This window comes from Xenorhabdus szentirmaii DSM 16338 (genome assembly GCF_002632585.1).
Lineage (GTDB): Bacteria > Pseudomonadota > Gammaproteobacteria > Enterobacterales > Enterobacteriaceae > Xenorhabdus > Xenorhabdus szentirmaii.
Window position 1 is genome coordinate 1,528,716 of record NZ_NIBV01000001.1, and the last position, 16,584, is coordinate 1,545,299.

The 16,584-nt window shown below is 45.4% G+C and carries 15 protein-coding genes; 7 read left to right on the top strand and 8 right to left on the bottom strand.

From position 1 onward, the window contains the following. Positions 1–234 precede the first annotated feature (234 nt). Together dnaG and rpsU are read right to left on the bottom strand one after the other, a co-directional pair. Positions 235–1,986 (bottom strand): DNA primase, encoded by a 1,752-nt coding sequence (gene dnaG / locus Xsze_RS07050; protein ID WP_038236552.1) that lies wholly within the window; start codon positions 1,984–1,986, stop codon positions 235–237. A 114-nt stretch (positions 1,987–2,100) separates the two neighbouring features. After that, positions 2,101–2,316, bottom strand: coding sequence for a 30S ribosomal protein S21 (gene rpsU, locus Xsze_RS07055; protein WP_001144069.1), 216 nt, complete (start codon positions 2,314–2,316; stop codon positions 2,101–2,103). A gap of 504 nt (positions 2,317–2,820) precedes the next feature. Here rpsU and tsaD point away from each other — a divergent pair. Together tsaD and Xsze_RS23310 are read left to right on the top strand one after the other, a co-directional pair. After that, positions 2,821–3,858: a tRNA (adenosine(37)-N6)-threonylcarbamoyltransferase complex transferase subunit TsaD gene (gene tsaD, locus Xsze_RS07060; protein ID WP_038236550.1), complete on the top strand. Its 1,038-nt coding sequence runs from the start codon at positions 2,821–2,823 to the stop codon at positions 3,856–3,858. A 114-nt stretch (positions 3,859–3,972) separates the two neighbouring features. After that, entirely contained in the window at positions 3,973–4,197 is a 225-nt protein-coding gene (locus Xsze_RS23310) for a DUF2645 family protein (RefSeq protein ID WP_051462346.1), read from the top strand. Between the two features lie 87 nt (positions 4,198–4,284). Here the strand turns inward: Xsze_RS23310 and Xsze_RS07070 are convergent, their stop codons facing one another. From Xsze_RS07070 to plsY, 4 genes are all read right to left on the bottom strand, one after another. After that, positions 4,285–4,758, bottom strand: a complete 474-nt coding sequence (locus tag Xsze_RS07070; RefSeq protein ID WP_038236855.1) for a DUF5384 family protein — start codon at positions 4,756–4,758, stop codon at positions 4,285–4,287. Positions 4,759–4,777: 19 nt separating this feature from the next. Continuing rightward, positions 4,778–5,293, bottom strand: coding sequence for a hypothetical protein (locus Xsze_RS07075; protein ID WP_051462359.1), 516 nt, complete (start codon positions 5,291–5,293; stop codon positions 4,778–4,780). A gap of 188 nt (positions 5,294–5,481) precedes the next feature. Continuing rightward, positions 5,482–6,522 (bottom strand): zinc-dependent alcohol dehydrogenase family protein, encoded by a 1,041-nt coding sequence (locus Xsze_RS07080; protein WP_038236543.1) that lies wholly within the window; start codon positions 6,520–6,522, stop codon positions 5,482–5,484. 280 nt (positions 6,523–6,802) lie between these two features. Further along, the gene (gene plsY, locus Xsze_RS07085; RefSeq protein ID WP_038236542.1) at positions 6,803–7,462 is read right to left on the bottom strand and encodes a glycerol-3-phosphate 1-O-acyltransferase PlsY; all 660 of its coding nucleotides are present in this window, start codon (positions 7,460–7,462) and stop codon (positions 6,803–6,805) included. A gap of 110 nt (positions 7,463–7,572) precedes the next feature. Between plsY and folB the strand changes: the two genes are divergently transcribed. After that, a complete protein-coding gene (gene folB, locus Xsze_RS07090; protein WP_038236539.1) occupies positions 7,573–7,929 on the top strand; it encodes a bifunctional dihydroneopterin aldolase/7,8-dihydroneopterin epimerase in 357 nt (118 codons plus the stop codon). A 117-nt stretch (positions 7,930–8,046) separates the two neighbouring features. On the opposite strand, the gene Xsze_RS07095 is transcribed toward folB, so the two are convergent. Both Xsze_RS07095 and Xsze_RS07100 read right to left on the bottom strand, forming a co-directional pair. After that, positions 8,047–9,222 carry a multifunctional CCA addition/repair protein gene (locus tag Xsze_RS07095; RefSeq protein WP_038236536.1) on the bottom strand — a complete coding sequence of 392 codons (1,176 nt, stop codon included), beginning with the start codon at positions 9,220–9,222 and terminating at the stop codon, positions 8,047–8,049. A 15-nt stretch (positions 9,223–9,237) separates the two neighbouring features. Next, complete coding sequence (locus tag Xsze_RS07100; RefSeq protein ID WP_038236533.1) at positions 9,238–9,861, bottom strand: TIGR04211 family SH3 domain-containing protein; 624 nt, start codon at positions 9,859–9,861, stop codon at positions 9,238–9,240. Between the two features lie 285 nt (positions 9,862–10,146). Here Xsze_RS07100 and Xsze_RS07105 point away from each other — a divergent pair, with 285 nt between their 5' ends. The 4 genes from Xsze_RS07105 to Xsze_RS07120 all read left to right on the top strand — a co-directional run bounded on the left by Xsze_RS07105 (position 10,147) and on the right by Xsze_RS07120 (position 16,565). After that, positions 10,147–11,106: a CYTH domain-containing protein gene (locus tag Xsze_RS07105; protein WP_038236530.1), complete on the top strand. Its 960-nt coding sequence runs from the start codon at positions 10,147–10,149 to the stop codon at positions 11,104–11,106. Positions 11,107–11,130: 24 nt separating this feature from the next. Next, entirely contained in the window at positions 11,131–14,001 is a 2,871-nt protein-coding gene (glnE, locus tag Xsze_RS07110) for a bifunctional [glutamate--ammonia ligase]-adenylyl-L-tyrosine phosphorylase/[glutamate--ammonia-ligase] adenylyltransferase (RefSeq protein WP_038236527.1), read from the top strand. A gap of 98 nt (positions 14,002–14,099) precedes the next feature. Next, positions 14,100–15,524 carry a bifunctional D-glycero-beta-D-manno-heptose-7-phosphate kinase/D-glycero-beta-D-manno-heptose 1-phosphate adenylyltransferase HldE gene (gene hldE, locus Xsze_RS07115; RefSeq protein WP_038236524.1) on the top strand — a complete coding sequence of 475 codons (1,425 nt, stop codon included), beginning with the start codon at positions 14,100–14,102 and terminating at the stop codon, positions 15,522–15,524. A gap of 237 nt (positions 15,525–15,761) precedes the next feature. Further along, a complete protein-coding gene (locus Xsze_RS07120; protein WP_167331002.1) occupies positions 15,762–16,565 on the top strand; it encodes a M15 family metallopeptidase in 804 nt (267 codons plus the stop codon). The last annotated feature ends 19 nt before the right edge of the window (positions 16,566–16,584 follow it).

The window sequence follows — 16,584 nt, forward strand, 5'->3', positions numbered from 1 at the left end:
GGCAATCGTAGGGCTGTCTCCCTACCTAATGCGGCATTTAAGCCGTGAATTCTGTGTTTATACTCGTTGTCTTTCAAATTGCTGCTTTGTTCTGCATCTTGAACGGCATCGGGTATATGATGTTATATATTGATTTAAAACCTGTTTCATCAAGCTATATTTTCATCATGTTATATTACATACACAATGTATTGAGTCAGTGAATCAGGTAATATATCTTGTTGAAGCAGGTCCTTATTTCCTCGCGCCAGATTCAGAAATCAGCCAAACCTCTTTGCGTTCTTCTGGTGTCAGCCCTTCTGTTCTTTCTTTGGCCATCAGAAAGTTAAAGCGTTCATCAAGAGCGGATGCAAAAAGATGATTCAGCGCATCACTGAAAGTTTTTTCAGCAATTTCTTCTATTTGTATATCGTTCCATGCCGCGAGTTTTTCAAGCTGTTTTGCGTATTTATTATCGCGATATTGCTCCAAAAGTTGCCCTGTGGTTAGACCGGGTTGGGCAAGGCACGTGTCGACAAGCTCTATGAATAACGGCAACCCCGCTATTTGAGCCGGAAACATTCCCTGTAATGAAGGAACTAATGTCGCTAAATGCGGATTTTGTATAAGCAATGCAATAAGAATTCGCATTGTCGTTGGTTTCAGTTTTAGCGCCTGATAGGTACCAGTATCTTTTTTGACAAGTTTTGCCAAAAATCGTTCCAATTGTGTTGTATCAGGTGTGCCTAACCGATTCCCAAGCTCTTTAAGCAAATAAAGCCGTAATGTTTCCCCGGGAATTTGACTGATCAGAGGCATTGCCAGTGAACTGAGCTTGGCCGTTCCTTCAGGGGTACTTAAATCAACCTGTGGCAATAATGATTCAAACAAAAATACAGATAAAGTCTGCGCTTTTTCCATTCTTTGTTCGAATGCTTCCCGCCCTTCTTTGCGAACCAATGAATCAGGATCTTCTCCGTCAGGCAAGAACATAAAACGTAATTGCCGGCCATCATTCAGATAGGGCAATGCGGTTTCCAGTGAACGCCAGGCGGCATCGCGACCTGCGCGGTCGCCGTCATAACAACAGATGACATTATCTGTCGTCCGGTAAAGCAATTGTACATGTTCAGCTGTCGTTGATGTTCCCAATGATGCTACCGCATAATCAATGCCGAACTGAGCCAGTGCGACAACATCCATATAACCCTCAACCACCAATAGCTTTGTGAGTGATTTGTGTTTTTGCTGGGCTTCATAAAGGCCATATAGCTGACGACCTTTATGGAAAATTTCTGTTTCCGGTGAGTTAAGATATTTGGGAAGCGCATTTCCCAAAACCCGGCCACCGAACGCAATCACTCGTCCACGGCGATCGCGAATGGGAAACATGACTCGCTCACGGAAACGGTCATAAGTCTGGCCTTGGTCATTAGTGACCAACATACCAGCATCATCTAGCTGTTTACGTTCTTCTTCATTGTGAGCAAATTGAGTAAGAACATTATCCCATCCACTTGGAGCAAAGCCGATAGCAAAACGCTGGATGACCTCTTCACTGAGCCCGCGTTTAGCCAGATATCGTTGAGCCGACTGTGCACCAGATGCGTTCAATGCGTTCTGATAGAAGCTATTAAGCTTATCCATCAGCTGATAAAGGTTCTGCCTTTGGTGGCGTTCGATATGACCGTTGCCTGAGCCCGTCGTTTCATAGGGAACTTCCAGCCCATGCATTGCTGCCAGTTCTTCAATGGATTCGACAAAATCCAACCTGTCATAATTCATTAAAAAGTCAATGGCATTACCATGTGCGCCACAACCGAAACAATGGTAAAACTGTTTATCGCCATTAACAGTAAATGAAGGGGTTTTTTCATTATGAAACGGACAACACGCTTGATGATTTTTGCCTTTCTTTTTGAGAGGCACCCTGACATCAATCAAATCAATGATATCGGTTCTTGCTAGCAAATCATTAATAAATACGCGTGGAATTCGTCCAGCCATAAGCCCTTTTACGCCTGTTGATGAACGAGAATAAGCCGCGCTTTCTCTGGGAAAGCACGGCCTTTAACTGCAGTAGTTTGTTAATTCAACCACTAAGCGGATTGACCGCAAGGATTAGTACAAACGAGTGCGGCGTGCGTTTTCACGAGCCAGCTTCTTAGCATGACGCTTAACAGCAGAAGCTTTCGCGCGTTTACGCTCAGTCGTTGGTTTTTCATAGAATTCACGACGACGAACTTCTGCTAATACGCCTGCTTTTTCGCAAGAACGCTTAAAGCGACGCAGTGCTACGTCAAATGGCTCGTTTTCACGTACTTTAATTACTGGCATGTGCCTCTCACCTCAATAGAAATCGGGTTTGTCGCTGGCGGGATAGTGCCAGCCGTCTTTAAAATGGTGCGGAATTTTACTTCAATGGACACGGCTTTGTAAAGTGCCGAGGCGAATTGAAACCGATAATGCTGCTGATGGTAGGGGGCTTTTTTGCTTACCAAACCAGCAACCTGACGTCAGCGTTATTAACATTAACCGCACAGAATATTTAAGTAGGGGATTGATTATAGACTAAACAGAAAAAATAGCCAGCCTGTAATAAATGCGGCGGCATGGGCATAAAATAGGAGAATAAGCCACAGGGCGTTGATTGCAGATAGCATTCCCCTTCACAAATAGCCTGTGATATTTCACAGATAGATAGTGCTCTACAGATAGTGTTACACTGGCGTCCGTTAAGAGGAATACGAATGTATAGTGGGTACAAATGACGTGAACACCACGATCACGTGAACGCTATGAGACAAAACGACGAGACGACAAAACGAGACGAATAGTGCAATGCGAGTTTTAGGTATAGAAACGTCTTGCGATGAAACCGGAATCGCAATTTATGATGACAAAGCCGGTCTGCTGGCCAATCAACTGTATAGTCAGGTCAAACTGCATGCTGATTATGGTGGTGTTGTGCCTGAACTGGCATCCCGTGACCACATTCGTAAAACGGTTCCCTTGATTCAGGCGGCGTTGGAAGAAGCGGGCCTGACGAATAAAGACATTGATGCTGTTGCTTATACTGCCGGGCCGGGTTTGGTGGGGGCATTACTGGTAGGGGCAACCATCGGGCGCTCTCTGGCATTTGCGTGGGATGTTCCCGCCATTCCGGTACACCATATGGAAGGGCATTTACTGGCCCCGATGCTGGAAGAAAAAAGCCCTGAATTTCCGTTCGTTGCTTTATTGGTTTCAGGTGGGCATACCCAACTGATTAGTGTGACAGGCATCGGTGAATACAAATTGCTGGGTGAATCCGTTGATGATGCGGCAGGTGAAGCGTTTGATAAAACAGCAAAATTGCTTGGCCTGGATTATCCGGGTGGTCCTCTGCTTTCCCGTATGGCACAGCAAGGTCAACCCGGGCGTTTTGTTTTCCCACGTCCGATGACTGACCGTCCGGGGTTGGATTTTAGTTTTTCTGGGTTGAAAACATTTGCAGCCAATACGATACGCAATAACATCCACGGTCAGGATATTGCTGAAGATGAACAAACCAAGGCGGATATCGCCCGTGCATTTGAAGATGCGGTTGTAGACACGTTGGCGATCAAATGCAAGCGTGCGCTGGAACAAACGGGATTCAAACGTCTGGTTATGGCGGGAGGCGTCAGTGCCAACCGGACATTGCGTACAAAAATGCAAGAATTGATGGAAAAACTCGGGGGAGAAGCTTTTTATGCCCGCCCTGAATTTTGCACGGACAATGGCGCGATGATCGCACTGGCTGGCATGATCCGTTTCCAGGGTGGAATGGCAGGTGAATTGGGTGTGACGGTAAAAGCACGCTGGCTGCTAGCGGACCTTCCCGCATTGCAAAAATAATAAACAAATTATAGAGAGATATAGGCTGAGCATCATTGTGTGTTCAGCCTTTTTAGTTTATCACTTTTTATATTTTTGTCGTTTATATCACAATATTTGTTACTAAATGGAGTTATGACCATTGATGGCACAGAAATAAAAAACGCGTGTATGGCCCATCGTGCACTGGTCGCTGATGACGTCAGAGATGTTTCGGCTCCGATATCTGCGCTATTCATTCTTCCTCTGTTATTTAAAGTGATAAGATTTAAATTTAAATCACTGGCTATCAATGCCATGTTTTTATCATTGGTTGCTTATTGGGGATGGCGTTTTTTTATTCGATTAATGAATTGTTGATTTCGATAAAACAGACAAGAAAACCCAGTCAATCGATAAACTGGGCTTTTTTCAATGGTGGTTTAAGTTTCGGTTAATCTCAGTGGGTTATTTGAACCAACCGCTGTGTTGCTTTTCTCGGGAACGGCCTTCGCTTTCTAACCATGCTTTACCTCCTGATGATAAGTTACGGTTAATATCCGCTTTTGACTGGATAACATCTGTGTTTGCAGCTTGGTTTTTCAGCTCCTGGTCGATGAAATCATTCTCACGTTTTACTCTGATTGCTTGTTTCTCTAATTCGAGTTTCTTCATCTCAATATCGAGTTTGCGCAACTCATCTTCATAGTCTTGGTCGCGTTTTTTATCCGCAGTCGCTTCTCTGTGCCTTCTTTCCCTTTCCGCTCTTTCCGCACTGGCGGCTTTTTCTCTTTTTGCTTGTTGCGCTGCGTGTTGTCTTTGTTTTTCCGCTTTGGTTTCATTTTCTGCCTGAGCAATTGCGGAAATCTGGCTTTGGAGAGAAGAAGCAAAAACAGACGTTGAAATCACGACCAGCAGAGATGAAATAAAGATTTTCTTAATCATGGATAACCTACTTTCGTTATTTTTTATCTGGGCAAACCATATTTGGCTGGATGCGGGTTTCATTGGCTTTAGTGGAAATGACAACCGCCAAACCACGGGTGAATTGGCATACGCGGCCCACTTGGGTGGAGGTGTAGATTTTTGATTTTTCTTTGTATGTCAGGGAAACACCTTCAACCAGAACCTTATCTTTTACCATTGAGCCGGCAGCGGCACCGAGCGCACCTCCACCAACAGCACCCGCGACCATCCCGGCCTGCGTGCCGGCACCTGTGGTAAAACCTACAATGCCCCCGGCGACAGCGCCAAGGATGGCACCAAATGTTTGGGCTGCATTTCTATTGCTTTTGTTGTCTACAGCGATTTTGGCCGGGAGAACTGAAATGATGTTAATTGTTTTTGTTTCTTGTTTTCCGTTTAATTGCGTTGTGTCATAAACATCAGCTGCAAATGCATCAGCGTTGGATTGGCATCCACTGATGATGATTGAAGTGGCTGCAATTGCTGTGAGGCACAATGATTTAATTTTCACTTTTTTATCCATAAAACGACAAGAAAAGGTGATAGTGCATTCCTTTATGATAAAAAACAAGATGATATCACTTATTGTTGAGGTCATTTAGGGAAGGCATTATTTGATTTTTAAATGGAAAATGAAAAGCAGAAGGCGATGGGCAGGAAGATGAGTTAAAGTTCTCCTTCCTGCTTCTTGTTGAAGATTTATTCTGCTGTCAAAACAATCTTCAGTGCTTTTTCCTGCGCGGCATTACCGAATATTTCATACGCGGTTTCAATTTCACTCAGAGGATAGCGATGAGTGACGAGTTTTTCGGGGGATATTTTATTGGACTGGATGCTTTTCAGTAACATCGGTGTACTGTTTGTGTTGACCAATCCAGTCGTGATGGTGATGTTTTTGATCCATAGTTCATCAAGGTGCAATTCAACAGATTTTCCGTGAACACCAACATTAGCAATATGCCCGCCTGCGGTGATGATATCTTGACATATTTTGAACGTTGCCGGGATACCGACACATTCAATGGCAACATCTACTCCCATGCCTTTGGTGAGCTTCTGAATTTCTTCCACAACGTTTTGGCGGGTTGGGTTGATAATGGTATTGGCACCAAATTGCTGTGCCATGTGAAGGCGATTATCATCGACATCAATCATGATGATATGTGCCGGAGAATAGAATTGAGATGTCAGTAATGCAGCAAGTCCGACCGGACCTGCGCCAATCAGGGCGATGGTATCGCCGGGCTGGACTTTTCCATTGATGACACCAATTTCAAACCCGGTAGGTAAAATATCACTGAGCATTAATGCGGCTTCTTCATCGATCCCTTCTGGTAAACGATGCAGGCTGCTATCCGCATGGGGTATGCGTACTTTTTCAGCCTGAGTGCCATCGATTTTATGCCCGAGGATCCAGCCGCCATCTTCACAGTGTGAATAGAGTTGACGCTTACAAGAGTTGCAACTGCCACAAACGGTAATACAAGAAATGATGACCTTATCACCTACTTCGACATTACGGACTGCACCCCCGACAGCTTCAACAATTCCGATACCCTCATGGCCGAGTATCCGCCCTTCTTCTACAGTAGGTACGTCCCCTTTGAGGATATGCAAATCTGTTCCGCAGATGGTGGTTTTAACAATGCGGACAATCGCATCGGTTGATTCAAGGAGTTGGGGTAATGCTTTTTCTTCCCAGCGTTTCTTGCCTGTGCCGTGATAAACAAGTGCTTTCATAATCCCCCCTTTTATGGGTTAATTGGTTTTTGCAATGTTAATCTAGTGCGTTATGGCGATTGATTGAAAAAATGCCTGATTCAAAAAATGTGGGATTTTTAAAGATATTTAGCGATAAAGCTGATCTTTATACGTGTAAAAATAGAGTTATCACATCATTTTCTGGTTAATTATAGTTCAAAAAACCACCTGCATCGACTGACGGTATTGTCACTGGCCGCAGCAGAACCGAACGACGGATAGGCTGGAGGGAAGCAGCCCCTTGTGGGGGCTCACCGATTTAATCGTCTTGTTGTTCCTGCTCTTTGATGGCTTGCATTTTTTCTTTATCTGTCATGTCCTGTTTCTTTTTCAGTTTCTGCCAGATACGGCTTTCTTGCCCCCGCCACAGACGTTGGATATTATCGTGATGGCGCATGAGTATCAAACATGACAATATCGCAACAGGTAACGTGAGTTCAGGTTTGAACCACCAGACGTAAAAAGGGGCGATGAGTGCACTGACGATAGAACCCAATGAAGAGTAACCGCTCAATAGCACTGTCATCAGCCATGTTCCGGTGATGAGTCCCATCAAATCCCAACCAATGGCTGCAATGGCGCCGAAGGCCGTTGCAACGCCTTTACCTCCCTTGAAATGGAAGAAAATGGGATAGATATGTCCCAGACAGGCCGCGATAGCGATAATCCCTAACTCTAGTGGTTCAAGACCCAATCTGTAGGATATCCAGACCGGAATTAATCCTTTCAGGACATCAAAAATCAGTACCGCTAATGCTGCCCATTTGCCGCCTAAGCGCAGTACATTTGTCGCTCCCGGGTTGCCTGAACCGTGTTGACGGGGATCGGGGAGCTTTGCTAAACGACAGATCAATATCGCGCTGGAGATGGAACCAAATAAGTACGCGAAGATGATCATGCTAAGCGCGATTGCACTCATAAGATATCTCCAATTAAGTAAGTGTCGTTTTCTTGAGTCTAAGAATGGATAATACGCACATTTCGTCGTAAGTGGTATCTGGTGAACTGAAAAACGGAGAAAAGGTCGTGATGGATATCGTATTTATTGAAGAATTAACAGTCATTACCACGATTGGTGTTTATGACTGGGAACAGACAATTAAACAGAAGTTAGTGTTCGATATCGAAATGGGATGGGATAACAAACGCGCATCTTCCAGTGATAATGTTGAGCACTGTTTGGATTATTCCAAAGTGAGTGAAGCCATCATCAACCATGTGGAAAATCAGTGTTTTGCTTTGGTTGAAAGAGTGGCTGAAGAAGTGGCCGATATTTTGCTGAATCAATTTCATTCGCCTTGGGTCAGGATTAAAGTCCGTAAACCGGGCGCTGTCGTTCATGCAAAAAGTGTTGGTGTGGTGATTGAGCGGAGTATAAGCCAATGAGTTTATTTTTAATGACATCATTTTGTTAACGATGTCATTAAGGCATGAGTTGCGAAAACACCCCGAATGCTGGATATATTCGGGGTGTTTTGTTCATTGCCGAATACTTATCTGACATTAATCTGACAAATGCCGTTTCCAGCTTTCAATGGCAATGTATCGCTGGCGTTCTAATTCTGTGCGGATCTCCGCGCCCTGAAATCCACGGGCAATGACTTCTTTGACGCTGACCTGGCTGGCAACGGCAAACACGCGGCGCAAATAATCGCCTTGGGGATAAGCGATATTTTCTGTATCAGTGTGATAACCCCGCTTTTCTGCTTCACTGCAAATGATCAGTTGATCAATGCGTTGTGGTTTTCGCCAGACATCAATGGCATTGAATAAAGTCAGCAGCGTTTCTGGTGATAATTGTTCTACGGTATGTACCCAGTTATGGTACTGGGTCACGATGATCGCTAAGTCACGTGCTGTATTGGGAATACGCAGGCGCTGGCACATCTGTTTCACCGGTGCAGCACCAATGTGGTTGCAGAGTGAGGCAAAACGAATATCAATATCGTTGCTCAGTTGTGCTGATTTTTGCAAAACGCTTAAGGAATGAAGGCCGGCATTAAGTTCAGCCTGCTTTTTTTCCTGAAGGGGAATGCTAAACAAGTCATCGATTTCAGGAAAAAGAACCGCCAACGCACCACAATCACGCAGGACCTGAAAATAAATTTCGGGGGATGGTAAGGCGAGGGCTTTTTCAGTTTCTTTCCAGACACGCTCTGCTGTTAATGATGACAATTCACCACTCTCTGCGATTGCAGTAATGAGTGCCTGAGTTTCCGGCGCAATTGAAAAACTTAAATGGGCAAATCGGGCGGCAAAACGAGCCAGTCGCAATACACGCAGAGGATCTTCCGAAAATGCCGGGGAAACATGCCGCAAGATGCGATTTTTGAGATCTGTTGCGCCATGGTAAGGGTCAATTAAGCCACCATCCGCTGTTTGTGCAATGGCGTTAATGGTCAAATCACGGCGCAGTAGATCTTCTTCCAGGGTCACGTCAGGTGCTGCATAACAGGTGAAACCGGTATATCCTTTACCGGATTTTCTTTCTGTGCGTGCCAGTGCGTACTCTTCATGCGTTTCAGGGTGCAGGAAAACAGGAAAATCTTTCCCAACCTGCTGATACCCTTTTGACAGAAGTTCTTCTGGATTGCCTCCAACGACAACCCAGTCTTTTTCAGTGACGGGAAGGCTCAATAATTGATCGCGCACTGCGCCACCAACCAAATAGATTTTCACACTTAATTCCTTAAATCAGCTCATCCAACGATCTTTATTTTTGCGGCGTGGGATGATACGTGGCAACAACAGCCCCAAAATCAGGCCAATGCCTGCCACGCCGCCGCCATAGGTAAACCACTGCAAGATAATTTCTCTTTGTCTATCATCCAGTTGTAAATTGGCGATTTCTACCTTTTTTTCGGCTACCGTCAATTTATTTTGCAGTTGGGCGTTCTCTTTTTTCAGATCATTGATGATTTGATCGCTGTTCGCCACTTTGTTTTGCAACTCAGCAGTGCGTTTATTCCATTCATCATCAATATTTGTCAGTTTATCGGTCAGCGTTTTAATCTTTTGTTCCATGGCGGGAATACGTTCACGCAAGCTCGGAATGTCGCTGAGTTCATTTGAGAGTATCCAGCTCGTCCGCCCCTTGTGGTCAATGACCTGCACGAAGCCATTTTTGGCTTTTGGGCTGAGCAGAGTGACTTCTTCACCTGAATTCAATGAACCAATAATGCGATTTTCAACGCTGGGGCCACTACGAATGTAGGCTGATAGCTCATCAGAAATGTAACGTTTTTCTTCAGCCTGTGTGGACAGAGGCAGTGAAAGGCCTAGCAAGAGTAAGGTAAATAAATGATGTAGTTTTTTCATTCTCTATTCTGCTGTTTTTTTGTGTGTGTACCAATCGTAATTCAAACTACTTGGATGATACTAAAGAGTTAAGTTTGCGGGTGCAATCAGTAAACCAGAATGTGGTTGCTCCCAACTGGCCGAATACAGCCCTTGTTAGGTTTTTTTTGGCTAAGTAGGTGTGATGATTGTTGAGATAATACCCTAATGTGGTTTACCTTTCTTTTTTTGTGAAATAACGTTTTTGCGAAATAACGTGTGAACAGAATATAAAAGACACTGTTATAGGAACCGGGGTATAAAAGTATGCTTTCTGTAGAAATTGAGTTGAAACTGGAGGTTAAGCCTGATGCGATATCGGCAGTTCGCCAACAACTATTTCAGTTTCCTCATCATTACACCTCACTGCAATATTTAACGAATATTTATTTTGAGACGGCAGACAATCAATTGCGGCGTTGGGATATGGGGTTGCGTATCCGTGGTTTCGACGGGCAGTATGAAATGACGATGAAAACCGCCGGCAAAGTCATTGGTGGATTGCATCAGCGGCCTGAATTCAATGTGCCGTTGTCTGAACCGGTATTGGAATTGGCGCAGTTTCCTGCCCACATTTGGCCTGAAAATACAAATCTTGTTCGTTTACAGTCTCAATTGACGGAATTATTCCGCACGGATTTCACACGTGAAAAATGGCGTGTGAATTACGGACAAAGTGACATTGAGGTTGTGTTGGATCAGGGGGAGATCCGTTCTGGCAACCATGCTGATATTTCCCCCATTTGTGAATTTGAGCTGGAGTTGGTTAGCGGTAATGTCAGCGACATTTTGTCATTGGCAACGGAACTGGCTACACAGAATGGGTTGCGGTTGGCCAACAAAAGCAAAGCTGCGCGGGGGTATGCACTCGCCCAAGGTTTGGTACAGCAAACAGTGCCATGTGTTTTAAAGGAACCGGAATGGCAGCAGTCAGTTACCGGACTTTTGTCTGAAATATTAAAGCAGTGGCAAAAGCAGGAAGAAAGCTGGTTGGCGGGGTTGCCTGAGTCCAAAGCGGCATTGAGCCGGGTGCTGGATTGGGTAAAGCAATTGTCGGAAAAGCAGTCCGGTGGCTTGCCTGAATTGGCTCTGTTGCCCGATTTATTGCCGGAATTGGCGGAGGCTTTATCCGCTGCCGACGCTGAGTCTGGGAAGTTATGTTACAGCGCCTTGTGGCTACGATGTAAGCTGGCGTTAATGCAGTGTCTGGTAATGCAGTCCCGATAGACAGTACTTAAGGAAAATTCAGTTATGTTGCCACTTTCATCACCTCTGGTCCGGCAGTTACACGGTATTGTTGCAGATCTTCCCCCATTGGAAAGTACAGCATTATCTTCATTGCTACATGAGCAATTACCCCATGAGCAATTACTCCATGAACAAGCGGTGCTGTCATTGAGTGATTTTGTGGCAGAAAATTTATTGTCCCACTCTGCATGGCTGGATGACATCCGTCGGGAACCGCCCGAACCGGAGGAGTGGCAACATTATTCCCTTTGGTTAGAACACGCGTTATCTACAGCACATGATGAAACCAGCCTGATGCGGGTTTTACGTCAGTTTCGTCACAGAATACTGGTCAGGATTGCATGGTCGCAGGCATTGCAAACCAGCTCGACAGAGCAAACATTGCAGCAACTGAGTATATTGGCTGAAACATTGATTGTGTCGGCGCGTGATTGGCTTTACCAACGCTGTTGTCAGGATTGGGGAGTCCCCACCAACAGCGAAGGTGTGGCACAATCGTTATTGATTCTGGGAATGGGAAAGCTGGGAGGAGGGGAGCTTAATTTTTCCTCTGATATCGACCTTATTTTTGCTTATCCGGAAAATGGTGTGACACAAGGCGGGCGCCGTGAGATGGATAATTCCCAGTTTTTTACCCGATTGGGGCAGAAACTGATTAAGGTACTGGATCAACAGACGGTTGACGGGTTTGTCTATCGTGTGGACATGAGATTGCGTCCGTTTGGTGATAGCGGGCCGCTGGTATTCAGTTTTTCAGCACTGGAAGATTATTATCAGGAACAAGGGCGTGATTGGGAACGTTACGCGCTGGTGAAAGCGCGCATTTTGGGGAATGACGAGCGGGCTTATTCCCAAGAATTGCATAAAATGTTACGGCCATTTGTTTTTCGCCGCTATATTGATTTCAGTGTGATCCAATCCTTGCGCAATATGAAGGGCATGATTGAGCGGGAAGTCCGGCGCCGGGGGTTGAAAGACAATATAAAACTGGGGGCGGGGGGGATACGTGAAATTGAATTCATCACTCAGGTTTTTCAGTTGATCCGTGGGGGAAGAGAGCCAAGCTTGCAATCCCGTTCATTGCTGTTGACATTAAAAGCCATCGAAGCCCTGTCGTTATTACCTTCCGAAGCCGTCGGGCAACTTAAAGAAAGTTATTTATTCTTACGTCGACTGGAAAACCTTCTGCAATCCATTCATGACCAACAGACGCAAACCTTACCGAACAATGAGCTGGATCAGGCTCGCCTGTCCTGGGGGATGGGGTTTGCCCGCTGGGATGAATTGATGGCTGAAACTGAGCAAAAAATGGCTGCGGTGCGGGCTATTTTCGATCAGTTCATTGGTGATGAGGCTGAGGAGAATGGTCGGGATGTCAGCCATGTGCCGTTTAAGAGTTTATGGCAGGAGGGGCTGGATCATGATGAGTTAATGAATCTGATCCCCCATCTTAACGAAAGCATGGCCCAGAGAATGATTGATGTGATTGCTCTGTTTCGGCAAGACATCAGTAAGCGCACTATTGGCCCGAGGGGCCGGGATGTACTTGATCATCTGATGCCTCGCTTGTTGGCAAAACTTGGGGAGCGGGAAGATGCGAATACTGTTTTGGAGCGGATTATTTCCCTGTTGCTCAGTATTGTCAGCCGGACAACTTATCTGGAGCTGATACTGGAATCAGAGCAGGTCATGACCCATGTCATTCGTCTGTGTGCCGCTTCTCCCATGATTGCCAGCCAGCTTACCCGCCATCCGCTGCTGCTGGATGAACTGATTGATCCAAAAGCGTTGTATCAACCATTGCCCATGGAAGCGTATCGCGATGAGCTTTATCAATATCTGCTGCGTATTCCTGAGGACGATGAGGAACAATTGCTGGAAGCCTTGCGTCAATTTAAACAGGCACAATTATTGCGGATCGCGGCGGAAGATATCGCCGGCGCATTGCCGGTGATGAAAGTGAGTGATCATCTGACTTATCTGGCAGAAGCCATTATTGAGGCGGTGGTGCAGCAAGCCTGGAGGCAGATGGTAAAACGCTATGGTACTCCTGAGCATTTATCCCAGCGGCAGGGATTGGGTTTTGCCATTATCGGTTACGGTAAACTGGGAGGCTGGGAACTTGGGTATGGTTCAGATTTGGATCTGGTTTTTTTATTGGATTGCCCGATGGGGGTGATGACCGATGGTCACCGTGCCATTGAAGCCCGCCAATTTTATTTACGCCTTGCCCAGCGCATTATTCATTTATTCAGTATCCGGACGGCATCGGGAATATTGTATGAGGTTGATGCTCGCTTGCGCCCATCCGGCGCGTCGGGAATGCTGGTCAGCACGCTCGAGGCTTTCGATGATTATCAGAAAAATGAAGCGTGGACATGGGAGCATCAGGCGTTAACCCGGGCACGCATGGTGTTTGGTGACGAAAAAATGCGTCAGGATTTTGAACGTATCCGCCGTCAAACGTTGTGTCTTCCCCGTGATCCGGCCGTTTTGCGCCAACAAGTCCGGGAGATGCGGGAAAAGATGTATCAGCATTTAGGCAGCCATCAATCAGATCAATTTGATATCAAGGCGGATTCAGGGGGGATCACGGATATTGAATTCATCGCACAGTACCAAGTGCTGAGGTATGCCCCTGAAAATGCTGAGCTGACACGTTGGTCTGATAATGTGCGAATTTTCGAGTTAATGGCCCGTTGCCATATTATGGATGAGCAGGAAGCGATGGCGCTGACGCAGGCTTATATCACTATGCGTGATGAATTGCATCATCTCGCTTTGCAAGCATTACCTAGCTGTGTCCCGGCTGAATTTTTCGGCCGGCAACAGAGATTGGTGCGTGATAGTTGGCAGAAATGGCTGGGGAACTGATATTGCCAGAATACCTGTTTCTCCTGATGGGGCTTGCTGGTATCTGGTTTGAGTATGGTAATATCCGCAACAATTTATTTTGATATTTGGAGCATGGGATGAAAATAATACTCCCTGATTTTCACCGCGCAGGTGTTTTGGTTGTTGGCGATGTGATGTTGGATCGCTATTGGTATGGCCCAACCAGCCGCATTTCACCGGAAGCGCCGGTTCCTGTGGTTAAGGTTGAAAACATTGAAGAACGTCCGGGGGGAGCGGCTAACGTTGCCATGAATATCGCGTCACTGGGGGCGAATTCACGTCTGATTGGTCTGACTGGTATTGATGATGCCGCTCGGGCATTGACTGAAAAACTCAGCAATGTGAAAGTCCAATGTGACTTTGTGCCTGTTCCGACTCATCCAACCATAACGAAATTGCGTGTCCTGTCACGCAATCAACAATTGCTCCGTCTGGACTTTGAAGAAGGTTTCCAGAATGTTGATGCTCAGCCGATGCTGGATAAAATTCATCAATGCCTTCCACAGGTTGGGGCATTGATTCTGTCAGATTATGCCAAGGGTGCACTCAGTCAGGTTCAGGCAATGATTGAACTGGCGAACGATGCCAATGTGCCGGTATTGATTGATCCGAAAGGCAGTGATTTTGAGCGCTACCGTGGCGCAACCTTGCTGACGCCGAATATGTCAGAATTTGAAGCCGTTGTGGGGCCTTGCAAAGATGATGATGATTTAGTGCAGAAAGGAACCAGACTGGTACAGGATCTGGAATTGAAAGCGTTGCTGATAACGCGCTCTGAGCGCGGAATGAGCTTATTGAGGGTGGGATTGCCACCTCTGCATTTACCGACGCAGGCACAAGAGGTTTTTGATGTCACGGGAGCAGGGGATACCGTGATTGGTGTGCTGGCCGCTGCCATGGCTGCGGGCAAGCCACTGAATGAAGCTTGCTATCTTGCCAATGCGGCGGCAGGTGTTGTCGTCGGTAAACTCGGAACTTCCACGGTTTCCCCGATAGAATTGGAAAATGCAGTACGCGGACGCGCAGAAACCGGATTCGGCGTGATGAGCGAATCTCAGTTGAAAGATGCGGTTGCACAGGCTCGCCAACGTGGTGAACGTATTGTCATGACCAATGGCTGTTTTGATATCCTCCACGCAGGGCATGTTTCATACCTCGCCAATGCCCGAAAATTAGGCGATCGTTTGATTGTTGCCGTCAATAGTGATGAATCCACTAAACGGCTGAAAGGGGAAACCCGCCCGGTGAATCCACTGGAACAACGCATGGTTGTCTTGTCTGCGCTGGAATCTGTGGATTGGGTAGTTGCATTTGAAGAAGATACTCCCCAGCGCTTAATTGCGGGCATTTTACCGGATATTTTAGTCAAGGGAGGAGATTACACACCGGAAGAGATTGCGGGTAGCGAAGAGGTTTGGGCTGCTGGTGGAGAAGTGAAGGTGCTGAACTTTGAGGATGGTATTTCAACAACAAATATCATCAAAACGATCCAGCGCCAGTAAGTTTTTCGCAATAATACCGTTATGCCCTTTTTATAGGGCATAACGGTGTATAGCGCCGCATAACGGTATATAACAACATATAAAAATATAGCTGATTTTTTATTTTTCTGTAAAATAACGTTGGGCGATTCAAATAGATAAAATAATTTTTCATCAATGAGATAAATATAAAGCATTCTCTCAAATAGAATAATTATTATGATAGACAGGTGTTTATTTCATAACTTTGGGTGAATGATGAAAATAATAAAAAGTATTATCTTATCCGCGTTATTGTTTCCGATTTATGTATCTGCAAAAATATCACCATTAACGTTAGCGCATTGCCAACAAATGGAATCAGCTGGTGTAATAACGAAAAGCAATCCAATCCCTTGTGAAAGATTAAATATTGTGAATTTCAACTATATTGATTTTTCAGGGAATGAAAATACCGGTGAAATCGTTGTTCTTGATATATTCTCGCCACAAGTTGAAAATATTTTCAATGAGTTGTTATTGGCTAAGTTCCCGATACATAAGGCATTGGCGATAGAGCATTATAATGGGGATGATAAAGCATCAATGAGTGACAATAACTCTTCTGCATTTAATGGAAGACGGATCACCGGCGCGTCATCTTGGTCAAAACATGCTTATGGTGCAGCCATCGATATTAATCCATTGCAAAACCCATTTTTAGGCTTTAACCAAAATGGCACTCCCTATGTTCTCCCGGAAAAAAGCGCTGAGCAATACTTAAACAGAACAGAAATAAGGCCCGGAAAATTGATAAGAGCAGGGATGTCAGAGAAAGTCATTGATATCTTCTTGTCAAATGGATTTATGCGGTGGGGAGGATATTGGGATACCCCCATTGATTACCAACATTTCGAAGTCGGCAGTGTCGGTTTTATTGAAGGTTTATTGAACAATCCGTTATCTCTCGCAAGAAAAGAATTTAAACATTATGGTGATGGTTATAAGGCATGTATGAAAAATGCCACACCAGATAACATCGATTCCATCAGAGCGAAGTGTGTAGAAAAGAATATAAGATAACAGCATGAAGAGCCTAATT